This is a genomic window from Streptomyces sulfonofaciens (genome assembly GCF_014656295.1).
GTDB lineage: Bacteria > Actinomycetota > Actinomycetes > Streptomycetales > Streptomycetaceae > Streptomyces > Streptomyces sulfonofaciens.
In genome coordinates, this window is record NZ_BNCD01000018.1 from 132,286 (window position 1) to 150,336 (window position 18,051).

Consider the following 18,051-nt stretch of genomic DNA (forward strand, 5'->3'; position numbering starts at 1 on the left):
GCGCGGACGGTCCGGGGCGGGCCCAGGAGGAGTCGGCTCGACCTCGTATCCGGGCTCGGGGGCCGCACCCGTACGGCGGCCCCCTGCGAGCCGTCGCACCCACCGGGAAATCGGCGCACGGCCCCACCGGGACCGGCGGAGCCCGGTTCCGGCCCGGCCGCGGCCAGGGCCGCCGCGCGGCGCGGCAACACGCCCCGAGTGCGCGGGCGGAGAGAATTGCGGGAAGCTTCGCGAACGCCGCGGAGTCACGCCTCGTCCCCGTTCGAACGCGTTGCGTACAGGTGAACGGGGCATGCCGGAGCGCAATGCCACGCAAGGTTGTTCGCCCGTAGCGGAGGGAACCGGTGTGCGCGGCATGGACTGTCCGTGCCTGCGGGTAAGACATCCCTAGTGGGGAGGGGCGACACGCAGGACGGGCACGGCTCACGTTCGCCATCGGCGTACTGGAGACAAGGGTATCTGCCTGGCCTGCGGGAACATCGTCTCGCACCATCGGGTTGGAGCAATTGTCGGCAGTCAGGCAGCGGGTTTCCCCGTCTGGGCGGGGGTCATCCGGACAGATGTCGGCAGTTGGAATGAGCGGTCCCCGCTTGCGGGACTAAGCTGCGGAAGGACAGGGAGGGGAGCGTCCCCTTACTGCCTGACCGCTCTGAGGAGCGATTAACGATGTTCGAGAGGTTCACCGACCGCGCGCGGCGGGTTGTCGTCCTGGCTCAGGAAGAAGCCCGGATGCTCAACCACAACTACATCGGCACCGAACACATCCTCCTGGGCCTGATCCACGAGGGTGAGGGTGTCGCCGCTAAGGCCCTGGAGAGCCTCGGGATTTCGCTTGAGGCTGTCCGTCAGCAGGTGGAGGAGATCATCGGCCAGGGCCAGCAGGCCCCGTCCGGGCACATCCCCTTCACCCCCCGTGCCAAGAAGGTCCTGGAGCTGTCGCTCCGGGAGGCCCTTCAACTGGGCCACAACTACATCGGCACGGAGCACATCCTGCTCGGCCTGATCCGTGAGGGCGAGGGCGTCGCCGCCCAGGTCCTGGTCAAGCTGGGCGCCGACCTCAACCGGGTGCGGCAGCAGGTCATCCAGTTGCTCTCCGGTTACCAGGGAGGCAAGGAGGCCGCCACCGCCGGCGGCCCCGCCGAGGGCACCCCCTCCACGTCCCTGGTCCTCGACCAGTTCGGCCGGAATCTCACCCAGGCCGCCCGCGAATCCAAGCTCGACCCGGTCATCGGGCGCGAGAAGGAGATCGAGCGGGTCATGCAGGTGCTCTCCCGCCGTACCAAGAACAACCCGGTGCTCATCGGCGAGCCCGGTGTCGGCAAGACCGCCGTCGTCGAGGGCCTGGCCCAGGCCATCGTCAAGGGCGAGGTGCCCGAGACCCTCAAGGACAAGCACCTCTACACCCTCGACCTCGGTGCCCTGGTCGCCGGCTCCCGCTACCGCGGTGACTTCGAGGAGCGCCTGAAGAAGGTGCTCAAGGAGATCCGCACCCGCGGCGACATCATCCTGTTCATCGACGAGCTGCACACCCTGGTCGGCGCGGGCGCCGCGGAGGGCGCGATCGACGCGGCGAGCATCCTCAAGCCGATGCTGGCCCGCGGCGAGCTGCAGACCATCGGTGCCACCACGCTCGACGAGTACCGCAAGCACCTGGAGAAGGACGCCGCTCTTGAGCGCCGCTTCCAGCCCATCCAGGTCGCGGAGCCGTCGCTGCCGCACACCATCGAGATCCTGAAGGGCCTGCGCGACCGCTACGAGGCGCACCACCGCGTCTCCATCACGGACGAGGCCCTGGTCCAGGCCGCCACCCTGGCCGACCGGTACATCTCGGACCGCTTCCTGCCGGACAAGGCGATCGACCTGATCGACGAGGCCGGCTCCCGGATGCGGATCCGCCGGATGACCGCGCCGCCGGACCTGCGCGAGTTCGACGAGAAGATCGCGGGCGTCCGGCGCGACAAGGAGTCCGCGATCGACTCGCAGGACTTCGAGAAGGCCGCCTCGCTGCGCGACAAGGAGAAGCAGCTCCTCGCCGCCAAGGCCAAGCGGGAGAAGGAGTGGAAGGCCGGCGACATGGACGTCGTCGCCGAGGTCGACGGCGAGCTGATCGCCGAGGTCCTGGCGACCGCGACCGGCATCCCGGTGTTCAAGCTCACCGAGGAGGAGTCCAGCCGGCTGCTGCGCATGGAGGACGAGCTCCACAAGCGCGTCATCGGCCAGCAGGACGCCATCAAGGCGCTCTCCCAGGCCATCCGGCGTACGCGTGCGGGTCTGAAGGACCCCAAGCGCCCCGGCGGCTCGTTCATCTTCGCGGGCCCGTCCGGCGTGGGCAAGACCGAGCTGTCCAAGACGCTCGCCGAGTTCCTCTTCGGCGACGAGGACGCGCTGATCGCCCTCGACATGTCGGAGTTCAGCGAGAAGCACACGGTCTCCCGCCTCTTCGGCTCCCCGCCCGGATACGTGGGCTACGAGGAGGGCGGCCAGCTCACCGAGAAGGTGCGCCGCAAGCCGTTCTCCGTGGTCCTCTTCGACGAGGTCGAGAAGGCCCACGCCGACATCTTCAACTCCCTGTTGCAGATCCTGGAGGACGGTCGCCTGACCGACTCCCAGGGCCGGGTCGTGGACTTCAAGAACACGGTCATCATCATGACCACCAACCTCGGTACCCGGGACATCTCCAAGGGCTTCAACCTGGGCTTCGCCGCCCAGGGTGACGTCAAGACCGGGTACGAGCGGATGAAGGCCAAGGTCAACGACGAGCTGAAGCAGCACTTCCGCCCGGAGTTCCTGAACCGTGTCGACGACACGGTGGTCTTCCACCAGCTCACCGAGGAAGACATCATCCAGATCGTCGACCTCATGATCAGCAAGGTGGACGAGCGGCTGAAGGACCGCGACATGGGCATCGAGCTCAGCGCGGCCGCGAAGTCGCTGCTCGCCAAGAAGGGCTACGACCCCGTCCTGGGCGCCCGGCCGCTGCGCCGGACGATCCAGCGGGAGATCGAGGACATGCTCTCCGAGAAGATCCTCTTCGGCGAGCTGCGTCCCGGTCACATCGTGGTCGTCGACACGGAGGGCGAGGGCGACGCCAAGACCTTCACCTTCCGCGGCGAGGAGAAGACCGCCCTGCCGGACATGCCTCCCGTGGAGCAGGCGGCCGGCGGTGCCGGGCCGAACCTGAGCAAGGAGGCGTAGCCGCCCGCCTGGCGCGGCGCGCGCACGATCGCCTCGTGGAGGCGTGGGGCCGCCCCCGGACCGGATCGCCGGACCGGGGGCAGCCCCCTTTTTTTGCCGCGCCCGGCATGCCCGCTCGCTGCTCGCGAAACCCGACATCGGCTGCCGGTCCCGCACCACCGGACCGGTTCGCGGCCCCCAATGAGGGCCCCGGCTCCCACCTTGCCCGGGCCCGAGCCGAGGAGGACATCGGCCGCCGACCGGGCGGTCAGCGCCTTCCCGGACCGGGGACGGACGACGGCGGGCACCGCTTCCCTCCTGCTGCCGATGACGGGGGTGCTTCGCGCAGCGCCGCGCCAACGTCGCCGCGGGCGGGGTTCGGCGGTGCCGCGGATGACAGGGCGTCATCTGCGGGACGTCTTCCGCCCCTGCCGGTTGTCGTCGCTCTACCGGCCGCCCAGCAGGGGGAGTCGACGGCTTGGCGCACGATCCGACAGCGATGTTCCCGGGACCCCTTCCCCGCAGTGCGCACACCGGCCCACCCGCCGTCCCGTACCTCCGCCGTATGCCCGAGTCCGGCCGGACACCTCCGGTGAAGGCTCTCCGAGATTCATCACGCTCAGCTACACGTCGGTTGGTTCGCCGCTCGTTGACGGCGCCTCCCTCCGGCCGCTGCGGGGCACCCTGCGGCAGCGACGGGCGGTGCGCGGGCCGGCCGGTGCGGCGCAGGGCCGGTGTGGCGCTGTGCCGGTACGGCGCGGGGTCCGGGCGGCGGCCGGGACGCGGACGGGCGGCGGGTGGACGGGTGGCGTGCGGACGTGGCGCAACGGGCGAGGGTGCGCGGGCCGGGTGCCGCGAGCGCGGGCTAACGGGGGTCTTCGTATGCGTGGTGTGAGCGGCCCGTGCCGCGACCGGCGAGCCCTTCCGGTGGTACCCCGCGACGCCGGGGCACCGCCCGTACGCGCCGGGTCGCCCCCTGGGGCGGGAACCGCAGAGGACGACCGGAATTCCCGGAAGTAGTCTGCGTCACATGAACCGGGCCGATGCCACGGCCTTCCGGTGATATGCCGCACAGCCTTCTACGCCCCTACTAGGCCCAATAGTGCGATCGTCCCGGTGCGATGGGAAAGAGGTCACGGAGGCCGGGCCCGAGATGGCCGCGGGGGCTGTGCGACGGGCGTCGAACGGCCTGGAACTGCATCGATGAGTGTCCGCATTAGTCCATATTTGACCGTAATGCTTGTGTATTCACGGGATGTCGGGTCGGGTATTCCCGGCACTCCCGCTACGGCCCCGCTTCGTAGCGGGGCTTTTTGACGCGGGGGCCGGGGTGCGCGTTACCAAGGGGTGGCCAGCCCGGCATGTACGTCGATGGGCGTGATATCCGCCGGGTCCGTTTATATCCGGAGGTATTCAGAATGCTGAAGCGTGCCCTGTCTCGTCGTCCCGCCGCATCCCGGCTCCGTACCCGCGTGGCCGTCGTCGCCGCTGGTGTGGGGGCCTCGGCTGCGCTGGGGGCCGGGATCTCGGCCGCTGCGGACGGCGGCCCCGCCGCGGACGCCGCACCGGCCAAGCCCGCTGCCTCCGTCCAGGTCGACCCCGCAGCCCATGGCGCGTCGGCGGGGCACCACGGGCCCGGTGCGCACGGGAAGGGCCACGAGCATGCTGCCCACGAGCACCGGGCGAAGCACGGCCACCACCACGCGAAGCACGGCCACCACCACACGAAGGCGGCGCACCACAAGCTGACCTGGGCGCGGCCGGTCCACCACTACAAGCTGAACGCTTCCTTCAACCAGGCCGGCGGCCTGTGGTCGCACAAGCACTCCGGCCAGGACTTCGCCGTGCCGATCGGTACGCCCGTGGGCGCCGCGCACAGCGGAGTCGTCGTCAAGGCCGGACCCAACGGCGGCGGCGACGGTCCCGCCTACGGCAACGCGATCGTGATCAACCACGGTCACGGTACGTACTCGCAGTACGCGCACCTGTCGCACATCGACGTGCACATCGGCGAGAAGGTGAAGGAGGGCCAGCGCATCGGCCTCTCCGGCAACACCGGTAACACCACCGGGCCGCACCTGCACTTCGAGATCCGCTCCACGCCGAACTACGGCTCGGCGGTGAACCCCGTCACCTTCCTGCACCACCACGGTCTGCGGGTCTGACGGCCCAAGGCGCGGCGGCACGCGACCGCGGCACCCGCGCGCCGCGCCCGGGTCACGGTTCGGCTACCGGTCGCTGGCCGGTAGCCGGTAGCCGGTAGCCGGTAGCTGGCGAGCGGCGAGCGGCGAGCGGCGAGCGGCCGTCGGCCCGCGGCCCGCGGCCCGCGGTCGCACCGCGCGGTGACTAGCGGTTGCCGCGGTGGGCCTGCGTGACCAGATCCATGGCGACCTCGAGGACGGCCCTGCGCTTGTCCGCGGGGTCGCCTTCCGCGTCCTTGAGCGCGAAGGTGCCGGCCTGCATCGTGAAGATGGCGCTGATGCAGCGGACCTGGTCGGTCAGGTCGGCGTCCGGCTCCTTCATCAGGTCGTACAGCGCGAGCATCCGGTGCTTGAACATCTCACCGGGGATGAGTTCCTTGATCGTCGCCTGGTTCTCCTGCATGAAGCGGAGCATGGGCCAGGCGGTGGCGAGTGCCTCGCTGTAGCGGCGCAGCAGTTCGAGCTTGGTCTCCAGGGTGTGCGGCTGCTGCTTGCCCCAGTCGATCAGCTCGGTCATGGGCTTGCCGACATCCTCGAAGATGCTGAGGAGGATGTCCTCCTTGGTCTTGAAGTGGTAGTACAGCGCGGCCTTGGTGACATCGAGGCGTTCGGCGATCTCACGCAGTGAGGTCTTCTCGTAGCCCTGCTCGGCGAAGAGTTCGAGGGCCACGTCCTGGATGCGCTGGCGCGTGTTGCCGCGCCGGTGCTGCTTGGTGCCGTCCATCGTGGTGACTCCTCATGGCTCTATGGCTCTGGAACTTACTTGACGCCCGGCTAGTTTCAGATTACCTTGCTTGCGTGCAGTCAGCTAGCCGGGCGGCAAGTAAGTATGTGGATTCCGCCCGGCTCCCTCACGTCGTCTCCTTATGTCCCAGAGGAGTTGGTCACCATGCCCCAGGTTCAGCAAGTGGATGATGCCGTGCCCAAGGGCGGCGAACAGCAGCGCAGTGTGCGCGTCATCCTGCTGGCCCTGATGATCGCGATGCTGCTCGCGATGCTCGACAACATGATCGTGGGCACCGCGATGCCGACGATCGTAGGGGAACTGGGCGGTCTGGATCACCTGTCCTGGGTGGTCGCCTCCTACACGCTCGCCACCGCCGCCTCCACGCCCATCTGGGGCAAGGTCGGCGACATGTACGGCCGCAAGGGCAGCTTCCTCGCCTCCATTGTGGTCTTCCTCATCGGTTCGGCGCTGAGCGGCATGTCGCAGGACATGGGACAGCTCATCGGCTTCCGGGCCATCCAGGGCCTGGGCGCGGGCGGTCTGATGGTCGGCGTCATGGCGATCATCGGTGACCTGGTTCCGCCCCGGGAGCGGGGCAAGTACATGGGCATGATGTCCGCCGTGATGGCCGTCGCCATGATCGGCGGCCCGCTGGTCGGCGGTGCCATCACCGACCACCTCGGATGGCGCTGGTCCTTCTACATCAACCTGCCGCTCGGCGTCGTCGCACTGCTCGCCGTCAGCGCCGTGCTGCACCTGCCGAGGAAGCGGGTGGAGGGCCGGATCGACTTCCTGGGCGCGGGTCTGCTGGCCCTAGGCATCACCGCGATCGTGCTGGTCACCACCTGGGGCGGCAGCGAGTACGCATGGGGCTCCGCGATCATCATGGAGCTCATCGGCATCGGCGTCGCCGCGCTGATCGGTTTCGTCTTCGTCCAGACGAAGGCCGCCGAGCCCGTCATGCCGCTGCACATCTTCCGCAGCCGCAACTTCACCCTGACCTCGGTCATCGGCTTCATCACCGGCTTCGTGATGTTCGGCGCGACGCTCTTCCTGCCGCTGTACCAGCAGTCCGTGCAGGGCGCCTCCGCCACCAACTCCGGCCTGCTGCTGCTCCCGCTGCTGCTGTCGATGCTGGTCGTCTCGCTGGTCGCGGGCCGTGTCACCACCAGCACGGGGCGCTACAAGGTCTTCCCGATCGTCGGAACCGTGCTGATGATCGTCGGCCTCTTCCTGATGGCCCAGATGGACACCGGCACCTCGCGGCTCACCTCCGGGCTGTACATGGTGGTGCTCGGCGCCGGCATGGGCTGCCTGATGCAGATCACCATGCTGGTCGCGCAGAACAGCGTGGAGATGAAGGACATGGGCGTCGCCTCCTCCTCCACCACGCTCTTCCGCACCCTCGGCTCCTCCTTCGGCGTCGCGGTCATGGGCGCGCTCTTCAACTCGCGGGTCAAGGACGTGATGACCGAGCGGGCCGGCTCGCTCGGCGGCAGGATCACGGAGAAGTCCGCCCAGCTCGACGCCGCCAGCCTCGCCAAGCTGCCCGCGGCAGCCCGCGACGCCTACCAGCACGCGGTGTCGGAGGGGACGCACGTGGCGTTCGTCCTCGGCGCCGTGGTGGCCGTCGTGGCGCTCGTCGGGGCGGTCTTCGTCAAGGAGACGCCGCTGCGGGGCGCCGGCCCCGAGGGCGCACCGGGCACCGACAAGCCGGCCGAGCGCGCGGAAGGGGACGCCGCGCAGGACGGTCGGACGGTTGCAGAGGCCGTCTGAACAGGTCCATCCTCGGTCTGAGGGCCCCCGGAGCGCGGTGACGCGCGACGGGGGCCCTCGTCTGCCGCCCTCCGCCGGGCTGCGGCCGCTCGGCCCTTCGGCCACGTTCCTTCCGTGCCCCTTGCGGCCGCTCGGCCCGTCGGCCACGTTCCTCCCGTGCCCCTTCCGACCGCGCCTCCCACCAGTCCGGGCGCGCGGCCGCGGGCACCCGTGCGCTGGTCCTGCGGCACTGTCAGTGGGGCGTGGCAGCATCGGGGGCGTGGACAGACTGCGGCAGCTCCGCCTCGCCAAGGACGCGATGGACCGTGACTGGGCCGACCCCGCCCTCGACCTGGAAGCGGTCGCCGCGTTCGCCGGCTACTCCCGCTACCACTTCGTACGCACCTTCAAGGAGGCGTACGGGCAGACCCCGGGCCAGTACCTCTCCTACCGCAGGACCGAGCGGGCCGAGGAACTGCTGCGCACCGCGAACCTGTCCGTCACGGAGATCTGCCACCTGGTCGGCTTCACCAGCGTCGGCACCTTCTCGTCCCGCTTCAAGGCACAGACCGGCCTCACCCCGAGCGAGTACCGCGCCAAGCACGTCGGCAGTGCCGGCGCCCTGGTACCCGGCTGCTACGTGATGCTCTTGGCCCGCGGCTTCCCGGCCCGCCGCCGGGAGCCGGGGTCCGACCCGGGCGGGCCGGCGGAGGGCCGCCCGGCCGGGCCCGGCGGGACAGCGCAATTCTGAAGAAGCGGCCCGGCGCGCCCGCTGGCTACGGTGACGGGGCAAGCCACACCCTCTGACCTGCTGGAGCACAAGATGATCAAGGGACTCGCCATTGCCACCGTCTGGGTCCTGGACCAGGAAAGGGCCAAGGAGTTCTACACCGAGAAGCTGGGCCTGGAGGTCCGCCAGGACATGACCATGGGCGAGGGCGGTATGCGCTGGCTCACGGTGGGCGCGAAGGACCAGCCCGATGTACAGCTCACCCTGATGGTGCCGGGCGCGGGCGCCATGGACCCCGAGTCCGCCGAGGCGCTGAAGAAGCTGGTCAGCAAGGGCCTGCTGGGCGCCGGAGTGATCGCCACCGACGACGTCCGCGGAGACTACGAGCGGCTGAGGGCACGCGGCGTGGAGTTCATCCAGGAACCCCAGGAGCGCCCCTACGGCACCGAGGCCCTCTTCCGTGACGACTCGGGGAACTGGTTCTCGTTCACCCAGCCCCGCGAAGGCGGGCTGGACCCGGAGAAGACCTGGGGCTGACGACCCCGGACGCTCACGAGTCGCGCAGTCGCGAAAGGCGCGAAGGCGCGGAGTCGCGAAGGCGCGGGGCGGGGAGCACGGGGCGCCGGGGCCGGTGGGGGCGGTGGGGGCGTGGGCCGCCGGGGCCGGGGCTGGACCCGGGGCCCAGCGCCGGCCGGCAGCCCCGCCTTCACACCTGCGGCTGCTGCGGGATCTGGAGCATCGGGTAGCTGCCCGTACTGGTCGGCGCGTGCTCAGGAAGCCAGAGCACGGCGACCGCCCCCTCGGCGGGGGCGTCGTCGGGGGCGCCCGCCGGGCGGAGGTTGCGGAAGGTCAGCCGGGCGCCCAGCACCCGCGCCTGGCCCGCCGCGATGGTCAGCCCCAGTCCGTGGCCGTGCCCTGCGCGGTCGGCACTGCCGGTGCGGAACCGGCTCGGCCCCCGGGCGACCAGCTCCGCCGGAAAACCGGGCCCGTGGTCCCGCACCCGGATCACCCGCCCCTCCACCGTCACCTCGATGGGCGGCCTGCCGTGCCGGGCGGCGTTCGCCAGCAGATTGCCCACGATGCGCTCCAGGCGACGCGGGTCGGTGGTGACCTCCGACTCGTGCAGCACCTCCACCCGCACGTCCCCGTTCAGCAGCGCCACCCGCCGGGCGACGAACTCGCCCAGCATGATGTCCTGCAACTCGGCACGCTCGGCCGCGCTGTCCAGCCGGGCCACTTCCAGGACGTCCTCGACCAGGGTGCGCAGCGCCTGCGCCCGGTCCTTGACCAGTTCGCTCGGCCGCCCGGGCGGCAGCAGCTCCGCCGCCGTCAGCAGGCCGGTCACCGGGGTGCGCAGCTCGTGCGCGATGTCCGCCGTCACCCGGCGCTCGGCCTCCAGGCGCTGCCGCAGGGTGTCCGCCATCGCGTCCACGGCCCGCGCGAGGTCGTCCGTCTCGTCGCGCACCATGCCGCCGATCGCCTCGCGCACCCGGACGTCCGTCTGGCCCTGTGCGACCTCGCCGGCCGCCGCTGCCGCCTTCCGCAGCCGCCGCGAGAGCTGGCCGCCGATCAGCACGCCCAGCGCGCAGCCGCCCAGCACCACCGCGATCGAGCCGATGAGCAGGGCCTGGTCGAGGTCCTTCATCACCCGCGCGCTGCCCTCCGTGAACTTGGTGTGCAGCGACAGCACACGGCCGTCCTTCAGCGGCACGGCGGCCCACACGTCGGGCCCGCCGGGGCCGCCGTCCGAGACGTACGTCGCCCGCCGGCCCTGCTCCGCCCGCTGGCGCAGCACATGCGGCAGCTTGGGGTCGTCCACCGTGGTGCCGAACTGCATCCGGCTCGTCGTCTCGTAGATCCGCTGGGCGAACTGGATGCGCTCGTCCTGCACGTCACGGGAACTGTCCAGCATCGAGACCATCGCGGCGTTGTGCACCACCAGGCTCAGCGCCAGCGCGATCAGCGCGCCGACCAGGGCGATCGCCGCGCTCAGCTTCCACCGCACACCGGTGCGCACCCTGAGCCCGCCGAGCAGGCGGGTGCGCAGCCCGGCACGGGACGGCCCGGCGGAGCCCGTACGCGCGGCCGCGCGCGGCTCGGAGCCGGTCGAGGTCGTCAGATCCCGCATGCCCAGCTCATGCCTTCAACTTGTAGCCGAAACCGCGGACCGTCTCTATCCGGTCCTGGCCGATCTTGGTGCGCAGCCGCTGCACATGGACGTCGACGACACGGGTGTCCCCGCCCCAGCCGTAGTCCCAGACGCGCTGCAGCAGCCGGTCGCGGGAGAGCACCGTGCCGGGCGCGGTGGAGAACTCCAGCAGCAGCCGCATCTCGGTCGGCGTCAGCGCCACCTGCTCACCGGCCCGCCGCACCTCCATGCCCTCGGTGTCCACCGACAGGTCGCCGAACCGCAGTACGCCGCGGCGCCCGTCCGCGGTGCCGTCCGGTCCCTGCCCCGGTGGGCCCGCGGCCGCCCCCGCCCGCGCGCCCGCCCCGGCACCGCTCGCGTGCCCGAACCGCCGCAGCACCGCGCGGATCCGGGCGACCAGCACCGCGCCGTCGAACGGCTTGGTCACGTAGTCGTCGGCGCCGGCCTCCAGGCCCAGCACGACGTCGATCGAGTCGGCGCGTGCCGAGAGCATGATCACCGGGACGGTGGACTCGTCACGGATCCTGCGGCACAGGCTCACACCGTCGAGGCCCGGCAGCATCACGTCGAGCAGGGCGATGTCCGGGCGGTCGGCACGGAAGGCATCCAGACCCGACAGGCCGTCCGGCATGGCGGTCACCACGAAGCCGTCGCGCTCCAGGGCCAACTGGGTGGCCTCACGGATGACGTCGTCGTCCTCGACGAACAGGACATGGGTGGGCTCTGCCGTCCGCTGCGTCATCCGCTTCCGCCGCTCCCTCATGACCGGGCGCCGCCGCTTGGCGCCGCCGGCCGCTGCTGTGGTCCGTGCCGTCCGCCGGTGCCGTCCGGGATCCCGGACGCCGCGCGGACGGTTCAGTTGTCGGCGGTGGGGGTCTTCTCGCCGCCCACCGCGTTGCTGTAGTCGTTGTGCGTGCGGTCCTGCTCCGTGAAACGGTTCGCCGACGCCGACCAGCGATAGGTGATCACGTCCTCGCTCGACGGGTAGGTGACCGAGTCGCCGCGCTCGTAGACCTTCTGCGTGACCACCAGGTCACCGCGGTCGATCTGCGCGTAGACGGGCTGCTCCTCGTCCTGGAAGACGTTCTCGTACCGGCCCTTCTCCTCGCGGTACACATAAGACCCTACGCCGACCGAATCACAGGTCAGTACGTTGACCAGGACGTCGGTGGCCGCCGTGCCGGTGAGCTTGCCGTAGGAGGCGTCGACCGGGTAGCCGTTGGTCATGCAGGGCTTCAGCCCCTTCTTGACCTCCTCGCTCACCTTCGGGTCGCCCATCACGAGCTTCACCGGGTTGACCCGCTGCCGGCTCGGCAGGGGCACGGTGCTGGGGGTGGGGGAGGGCGCGGCGGCGTGGCCCACCGGGTCGGTGTGCGCGGGGCCCTCGTCACGTGCGCCCGTGCCGCCGGTGGAACAGCCTGCGACGAGTGCCAGCCCGGTCGCCGCGGCCAGCGCGGCGGCGGCCCTGATCGCGCCCGCGGTGGCTCCGCGGCCCGCGCGCGCGGTTCTCGCGGGGGCCGCCCGCCGTGCCGTCGGGCTTGTCATCGCAGGCTCGCGGACGCCGTCCGCCCCGAGGTGCCGTCTGCCTAGGCCGCGCAACGCTCCCGCTCCCCGTCCTGAGCGCGCGCGTCGCGGGCGCGGCTCTCCAGCTCCTGGCGGAGCCGGGCCAGCGCGCGGTGCAGCGTGCTCTTGACCGTTCCCGCGGTCATACCGAGGGCGGCGGCCGTCTCCTCCGTGGACATCTGCTCCCAGTGTCGCAGCACCACGACACTGCGCTGCTTGGGTGCCAGCACCTGCATGGCGTCCATCAGCAGCGCGCGGTTCGCGTACTGCTCGGTGGAGTCGTCGATGGTCGCCTCGGGAAGCTGCTCGGTCGGGACCTCCTCCAGCTTCCGCGCCCGCCACCACTCCGTACGGGTGTTGATCATGACGCGGCGCAGATAGGCGTCGGCGAGCCGCTTGTCCGCTATGCCCTCCCAGCGGCCGTAGGTGCGGGCCAGCGCGGTCTGCAGCAGGTCCTGCGCGTCGACCGGGTCGGGGACCAGGCGACGGGCGCTGCGCAGCAGGGCGTCGTGCCGGGTGCGTACGTAATCCTCGAACTCAAGCACCTCGCCGTGCACCATTCCAACCGCCTCCGCTCAAACCTTCGCCTGCCGTTCGCGGCGGGCCCGCCCGGTGCCGTCGTGTTGTTCCCCCGGCCCCGCCGTGCGCCGCTCGCGGCCTGTCCCCGCGCCGTCCGCCACGCCCCCTCGCGTGGTCGCGCCGCTCACTCCTGCTCGTGATCCGCCGTGCGCTCCGCGGTCCCGCCGCCGTTGTGCGGTACGGGGCGCGGTGGTGGTCCACGGCGTCGGGGATGACGCTACGGCGGTGTTGTCACGGGCTCGTGCGGGGCAGCCTGCGGCGGACGCACGGCTGTCCGTCGGTTGTGTAACAGGTGGTTGTGTGACGGAGACAGCACGCAGGTGCGGAGGGGACGGACGAGGCGGCCCGGGCCGGCGCGTTCGGCGCGCCGGTACCGGACCGGTCGTGGACGTCCCGATTCCGAGGCCGGGGCGCGGGTGGGCGGTGGCAGGCTCTAGGTGAGCGGCAGGCGGTAGGCGCCGTGCGCGAGGGGTTCGACCAGGCCGTCGGCCACCAGGCCGTCGAGGGCGCGGGCCCGCTGGACGGGCTCGTGCCACACCCGGTCGAGCGCGGCCTGCGGCACCGGCCCGGTGGCCTCCCGCAGGACGGCGAGCAGCTTTCCGCGGACCTGGCGATCGGTGCCCGCATAGGTCTGGCCGCGGCGTGCCGGGCCGTCGTGCTCGGGCTTGCCGGCCAGGCGCCAGGCGCACTGCGAGGCGACGGGGCAGCGGGCGCAGTTCTCGTTCTTGGCGGTGCAGACCAGCGCGCCGAGTTCCATGGAGGCCGCCGCCCAGCGCGCCGCGGTCCCGGGGTCCTCGGGCAGCAGCGCACGGGCCAGCTTCCGCTCGGCCGCGGTGGTGGCGTTCGGCGGGTACTGCACTCCGGTCACCGCGCGGGCCAGCACCCGGCGGACGTTGGTGTCCAGCACCGCGTGCCGCTGTCCGTAGGCGAAGCTGGCCACGGCCGCGGCGGTGTACTCGCCGATGCCGGGCAGGGCGAGGAGCTGGGCGTGCTGGGTGGGCACGTCGCCGCCGTGCCGTTCCGTTATGGCGACGGCGGCACCGTGCAGGCGCAGGGCGCGCCGCGGGTAGCCGAGCCGGCCCCAGGCGCGGACCGCCTCGCCGGGCGCCTCGGCCGCGAGGTCCGCGGGGCGCGGCCAGCGGGCCATCCACTGCTCGTAGACCGGTAGGACACGGCTGACGGGGGTCTGCTGGAGCATGAACTCGCTGACCATGACACCCCACGGGCCGGCTTCCTGACGGCGCCAGGGGAGGTCGCGGGCGTGCTGGGCGAACCAGCCGAGGACGGGGGTGTGCAGGTCCTGGTGGGCCCGCGGGGCCACGGGGGCGGGCTCGGAGGGGGTGGGCGCGGGCGCGGGCATGGAGGGGGCGGTGTTCTGTGTGGGCGCAGTCATGACACAGCGATCCTCGCACGGGTGTGGGGACGCGAGTGGTTTACGTGGCCGGGATGTGGGCCTCTTGGGTGCGGCGGCGACCGCCCCGCACGCGGTGTGGCGGCGGGGCGTGCCTGCGGTGTGGGGGACGTGGCGTGCCTGCGGTCGGGGGCGCGGGGGCCTGCGCCGGGCCGGGTCCGCCGTCTGACGGAGCCGTGGCGTAACGGCGAGCCCCGACGGAGCGGCGGCGTAGCGGCACGCCGGGCACGGCCCCGGGCGGCCGCCTGCCGGCCGTGGTTGCCGGATGGTGGCCTACGCCTCGCTGTGCGGGGCGTGGGGCGGAGCCGTGCACCGTGGCGCAGGGCGGAGCACCGGCCGCGTTCGCGTTACTGCTACCGCTACCGCTGCGGGTGCGGGTGCGGGTGCGGGTGCGGGTGCGGGGCGTGCGGGTGGTGATCGGGAGTTAGGGGCTTTCGGTTCTGGCGGTCGCCGGACCGCGGGGCCGTGGCGCGCGAGGCGGACGTCGGGGGCGCGTGGATCGTGCCGAGGGCCACGCTGCCCGCCCGCGCCGCCCGCGCCCGGCCGACCGCTTCCGGCGGCATCCGGGCAACCGGCCACCGCGGGCGGAGCGGCGGCCGCGGTGCCGGACGACGCGGACCGGCCGCACGGGCCACCGGTGGCACGTCCGCCCCGGTCACCGTCCGCCCGGGTCACCGTCCGCCCCGGTCACCGTCACGACAAGGCCACGCCCGGCCCGGTCACCGTCCGGCACGGACACTTCCCGTCCGCCACCGGCGACTTGAATACTCCGCCCGCCGCATACGCCACGGCGGCGGCCACCGGCACCGGCGGCAGCGCGACGGCCAACTCCCGTCCCGGCCCCCCGCGCCGGCCGCCGGTTCCCGCCTCCCGCCGCAAGTGCGCGTCGCCCGCCACCGGTCCACGTCTTCCGCCACGGTCCCGACTTCCGCCACCGGTCGACGGTTCCCCGCCGACCCGCCGACCCGCCGACCCGCCGACCCGCCGACCCGCCGACCCGCCGACCCGCCGACCCCCGTCGCCCGCGAACACCCCGCAGAACAGCCACGGTCCGGCCGTCGTCCAGATCTCGCCGAACCCCCGCAGCAGGCCGGGAGCGCCGTGCGCGAAGTCTGTGACGCCGATGTGGAGATCGGCGTCGAAGCCATCCGGAGCCGGGAACAGGACGAACCGGACACGCTCCGGCACATCCGGCCCGCGTCGGGTCCGGCCCCCGCCGAAGGACAGGGCCGGAACGGGCAGTTCGGGCGCCTTCGGGGCGCCGGCCGTGATGATGATCGGCAAAACTTGGCCGGGTACGGCGGGTGCGGCAGGACTGCGCGCGGATCTCTCGTACAGTTTGGGCCGTGGGATCTCTGCGCAATCCGGTCGGGCCGCTTCCCTCCACCATCTACTGGCGACGGAGGGCCATCATGCTGGGCACGCTCGCGGTCGCGGCGCTGCTCGTCTTCTGGTTCATGACGTCCGGCGGCGGGGGCGGCAAGAAGGACACCGGCCGTGCCGAGGGCAAGAACCCCGTTCCGTCCATCACCCCGGGGCCGTCCGGGTCCGGCCCCGCGATCAGCCAACGCCCCGGCGGACGTGACGAGTCGGACGGCGGCGGATCGTCGGGCGGTGCCGGTGACACGGCCGGTGCGGATGGCTCGGGGTCCGGTGCGGGCGGCGCCGGGAGCGTCGGCGGAGCCGCGGGCGGCGGGGGCTCCGCGGCGGGCGGCGGCTCCCAGGTGGGCGGCGACTCCGCGGACGAGATCCCGGCCGGCACGAGCCTGCCGACCTGCTCGCACAGCACGGTGCGGCTCACCCTGCGCAGTGTCGCCAACACCTATGCGCCGGACCGCGATCCCCGCTTCCAACTCGTCGCGAAGAACTCCTCCGCGAGCGCCTGCAAGATCGACCTCGGCCCCAGGAACGCCGTTCTGACGGTCACTCAGGCGGACTCGGACAAGCGGGTCTGGGCTTCCGACGACTGCCCCGAGGACGGCAGCAGCCTGTTCCTGCGCGTGCCCGCGGGTTCCAGCATCACCCACACGGTCACCTGGAACCGCGCGTCCAGCGCACCGCACTGCGCCAGGCACTCCTCGGCCCCGGCGGCGGCCGGCAGCTATCTCGTCGAGGCCCGGACACCCGGATTTCCCAAGACCCAGGCGTCATTCGTGCTCGACGAGGACTGACCGGGGCCGCGGGCGAGGAAGCGCGGCCACGGTCCTCGGGTGAGGGGCCCGGTCACGGCGCGACGAGCTGGGGCGGCGTGGCCGTCGCTGTACGCGGCGACCAGTCCGAAGGCGGGCAGCGGGCAGTTCATCGGTCCGGCGGGTCGTGATCAGACCTCCGGCACGCCAAGCACCGTCCGGCTGCCGGCGGGAGCCGACGATCCCGCCGAGGCCCGGGCCCTGTGGACCCGGTCGGAACAGCTCACGGGTTTCGGCTTCCCGTTGTGAGCCCACCGCGGCAGCGGGGGCGAGGGCGGTGGCCGTCCCCGTCGGGGTGCGGCAGCGCCGTGCCGGACGCGGCGCCTTCCCGGCCGTTCAGGCGGGAGCCCGGTGTCCCGGTGCGCACGTACGCCCGCCGGGCCGGGGGCTACCGCGCCTACCGGGGCTACCGGGGGCTATACGTAGCGCTCCAGGATCGAGGACTCCGCCAGCCGGGACAGCCCCTCCCGCACGCTCCGGGCCCGAGCCTCCCCGACCCCGTCCACGGTCTGCAGATCGTCCACGCTGGCCGCCAGCAGCTTCTGCAACCCCCCGAAGTGCTCCACCAGCCGATCGATGATCGCCCCGGGCAGCCGGGGCACCTTCGCCAGCAGCCGGAAGCCACGCGGCGACACGGCGGAGTCCAGCGTCTCCGGGGCCCCGGTGTACCCCAGCGCCCGGGCCACGGTGGGCAACTCAAGCAGCTCCGCGTGCGACAGCGCATCCAACTCGGACAGTGCCTCGTCCACCGTCCGGGACCGCTTGGCCGTGGGTGCCGGCACATAGTCCCGGACCACCAGCTCCCGCTCCGGCTCCACCCCGGCGATCAGCTCGTCCAGTTGCAGCGCGAGCAGCCGCCCGTCCGTGCCCAGCTCGACCACGTACTCGGCGATCTCGGTCGCGATCCGCCGCACCATCTCCAGGCGCTGCGCCACCGCCGTGACGTCCCGTACGGTCACGAGGTCCTCGATCTCCAGCGCGGACAGCGTCCCGGCCACCTCGTCGAGCCGCAGCTTGTACCGCTCCAGGGTGGCCAGCGCCTGGTTCGCGCGGGACAGGATCGCCGCCGAGTCCTCCAGCACCCGCCGCTGCCCGTCCACGTACAGCGCGATCAGCCGCATCGACTGGGACACGGAGACGACGGGGAAGCCCACCTGCTTGCTGACCCGGTCGGCGGTGCGGTGCCGCGTGCCGGTCTCCTCGGTGGGGATGGTCGGATCGGGCACCAACTGCACTCCGGCGCGCAGGATCTTCGTGAGGTCCTTGTCCAGCACGATCCCGCCGTCGAGCTTGCACAGCTCGCGCAGCCGCGTCGCGGTGAACTCCACGTCCAGTACGAAGCCGCCCGTGCACATGGCCTCGACGGTCTTGTCGGAGCCGAGGACGATCAGCCCTCCGGTGTTGCCGCGCAGGACTCTCTCCAGGCCGTCACGCAGCGCGGTGCCCGGTGCGACCGCACTCAGCGAGGCGCGCATCAGCCCGTCGGCGCCGGAGCTCCCGCCGGTCTTGCCGGGAGCTGACGCCCGGTCGTTGGCTGCCACTGCACTCCTCCGGTCGCGGGTCCGGCCCGCCC

Annotated in this window: 13 protein-coding genes; 6 read left to right on the plus strand and 7 right to left on the minus strand. The window is 72.1% G+C overall.

From position 1 onward, the window contains the following. Nucleotides 1-666: 666 nt before the first annotated feature. On the plus strand, nucleotides 667-3,195 hold the full coding sequence (locus IE313_RS26095) for an ATP-dependent Clp protease ATP-binding subunit (protein ID WP_189936339.1): 2,529 nt from the start codon (nucleotides 667-669) through the stop codon (nucleotides 3,193-3,195). A gap of 1,397 nt (nucleotides 3,196-4,592) precedes the next feature. After that, nucleotides 4,593-5,339 (plus strand): M23 family metallopeptidase, encoded by a 747-nt coding sequence (locus IE313_RS26100; RefSeq protein WP_189936341.1) that lies wholly within the window; start codon nucleotides 4,593-4,595, stop codon nucleotides 5,337-5,339. 181 nt (nucleotides 5,340-5,520) lie between these two features. Here IE313_RS26100 and IE313_RS26105 read toward each other — a convergent pair whose 3' ends face one another. Beyond that, entirely contained in the window at nucleotides 5,521-6,099 is a 579-nt protein-coding gene (locus IE313_RS26105) for a TetR/AcrR family transcriptional regulator (protein ID WP_189936343.1), read from the minus strand. 165 nt (nucleotides 6,100-6,264) lie between these two features. On the opposite strand from IE313_RS26105, the gene IE313_RS26110 reads away from it, so the two are divergent. The 3 genes from IE313_RS26110 (at nucleotide 6,265) to IE313_RS26120 (ending at nucleotide 9,124) form a co-directional block, all read left to right on the plus strand. Then, a complete protein-coding gene (locus IE313_RS26110) occupies nucleotides 6,265-7,878 on the plus strand; it encodes an MDR family MFS transporter (protein ID WP_189936345.1) in 1,614 nt (537 codons plus the stop codon). Between the two features lie 298 nt (nucleotides 7,879-8,176). Further along, complete coding sequence (locus tag IE313_RS26115; protein ID WP_189936417.1) at nucleotides 8,177-8,608, plus strand: helix-turn-helix transcriptional regulator; 432 nt, start codon at nucleotides 8,177-8,179, stop codon at nucleotides 8,606-8,608. A gap of 72 nt (nucleotides 8,609-8,680) precedes the next feature. After that, a complete protein-coding gene (locus tag IE313_RS26120) occupies nucleotides 8,681-9,124 on the plus strand; it encodes a VOC family protein (RefSeq protein WP_189936347.1) in 444 nt (147 codons plus the stop codon). Nucleotides 9,125-9,293: 169 nt separating this feature from the next. Here IE313_RS26120 and cseC read toward each other — a convergent pair whose 3' ends face one another. The 5 genes from cseC to IE313_RS26145 form a co-directional block, all read right to left on the minus strand. Next, a complete protein-coding gene (gene cseC, locus IE313_RS26125) occupies nucleotides 9,294-10,715 on the minus strand; it encodes a two-component system sensor histidine kinase CseC (RefSeq protein WP_189936349.1) in 1,422 nt (473 codons plus the stop codon). Nucleotides 10,716-10,722: 7 nt separating this feature from the next. Next, nucleotides 10,723-11,478: a two-component system response regulator CseB gene (cseB, locus tag IE313_RS26130; protein ID WP_189936350.1), complete on the minus strand. Its 756-nt coding sequence runs from the start codon at nucleotides 11,476-11,478 to the stop codon at nucleotides 10,723-10,725. Between the two features lie 113 nt (nucleotides 11,479-11,591). Next, nucleotides 11,592-12,281, minus strand: a complete 690-nt coding sequence (locus IE313_RS26135; protein WP_229924963.1) for a hypothetical protein — start codon at nucleotides 12,279-12,281, stop codon at nucleotides 11,592-11,594. A gap of 41 nt (nucleotides 12,282-12,322) precedes the next feature. Beyond that, nucleotides 12,323-12,859 (minus strand): SigE family RNA polymerase sigma factor, encoded by a 537-nt coding sequence (locus tag IE313_RS26140; RefSeq protein ID WP_189936352.1) that lies wholly within the window; start codon nucleotides 12,857-12,859, stop codon nucleotides 12,323-12,325. 452 nt (nucleotides 12,860-13,311) lie between these two features. Further along, nucleotides 13,312-14,271, minus strand: coding sequence for an HhH-GPD family protein (locus IE313_RS26145; RefSeq protein ID WP_189936354.1), 960 nt, complete (start codon nucleotides 14,269-14,271; stop codon nucleotides 13,312-13,314). Nucleotides 14,272-15,635: 1,364 nt separating this feature from the next. Here IE313_RS26145 and IE313_RS26150 point away from each other — a divergent pair. Next, nucleotides 15,636-16,460 carry a hypothetical protein gene (locus tag IE313_RS26150; RefSeq protein ID WP_189936356.1) on the plus strand — a complete coding sequence of 275 codons (825 nt, stop codon included), beginning with the start codon at nucleotides 15,636-15,638 and terminating at the stop codon, nucleotides 16,458-16,460. Nucleotides 16,461-16,894: 434 nt separating this feature from the next. Here IE313_RS26150 and disA read toward each other — a convergent pair whose 3' ends face one another. Beyond that, nucleotides 16,895-18,019, minus strand: coding sequence for a DNA integrity scanning diadenylate cyclase DisA (gene disA, locus IE313_RS26155; protein ID WP_189936359.1), 1,125 nt, complete (start codon nucleotides 18,017-18,019; stop codon nucleotides 16,895-16,897). Nucleotides 18,020-18,051: the final 32 nt, after the last annotated feature.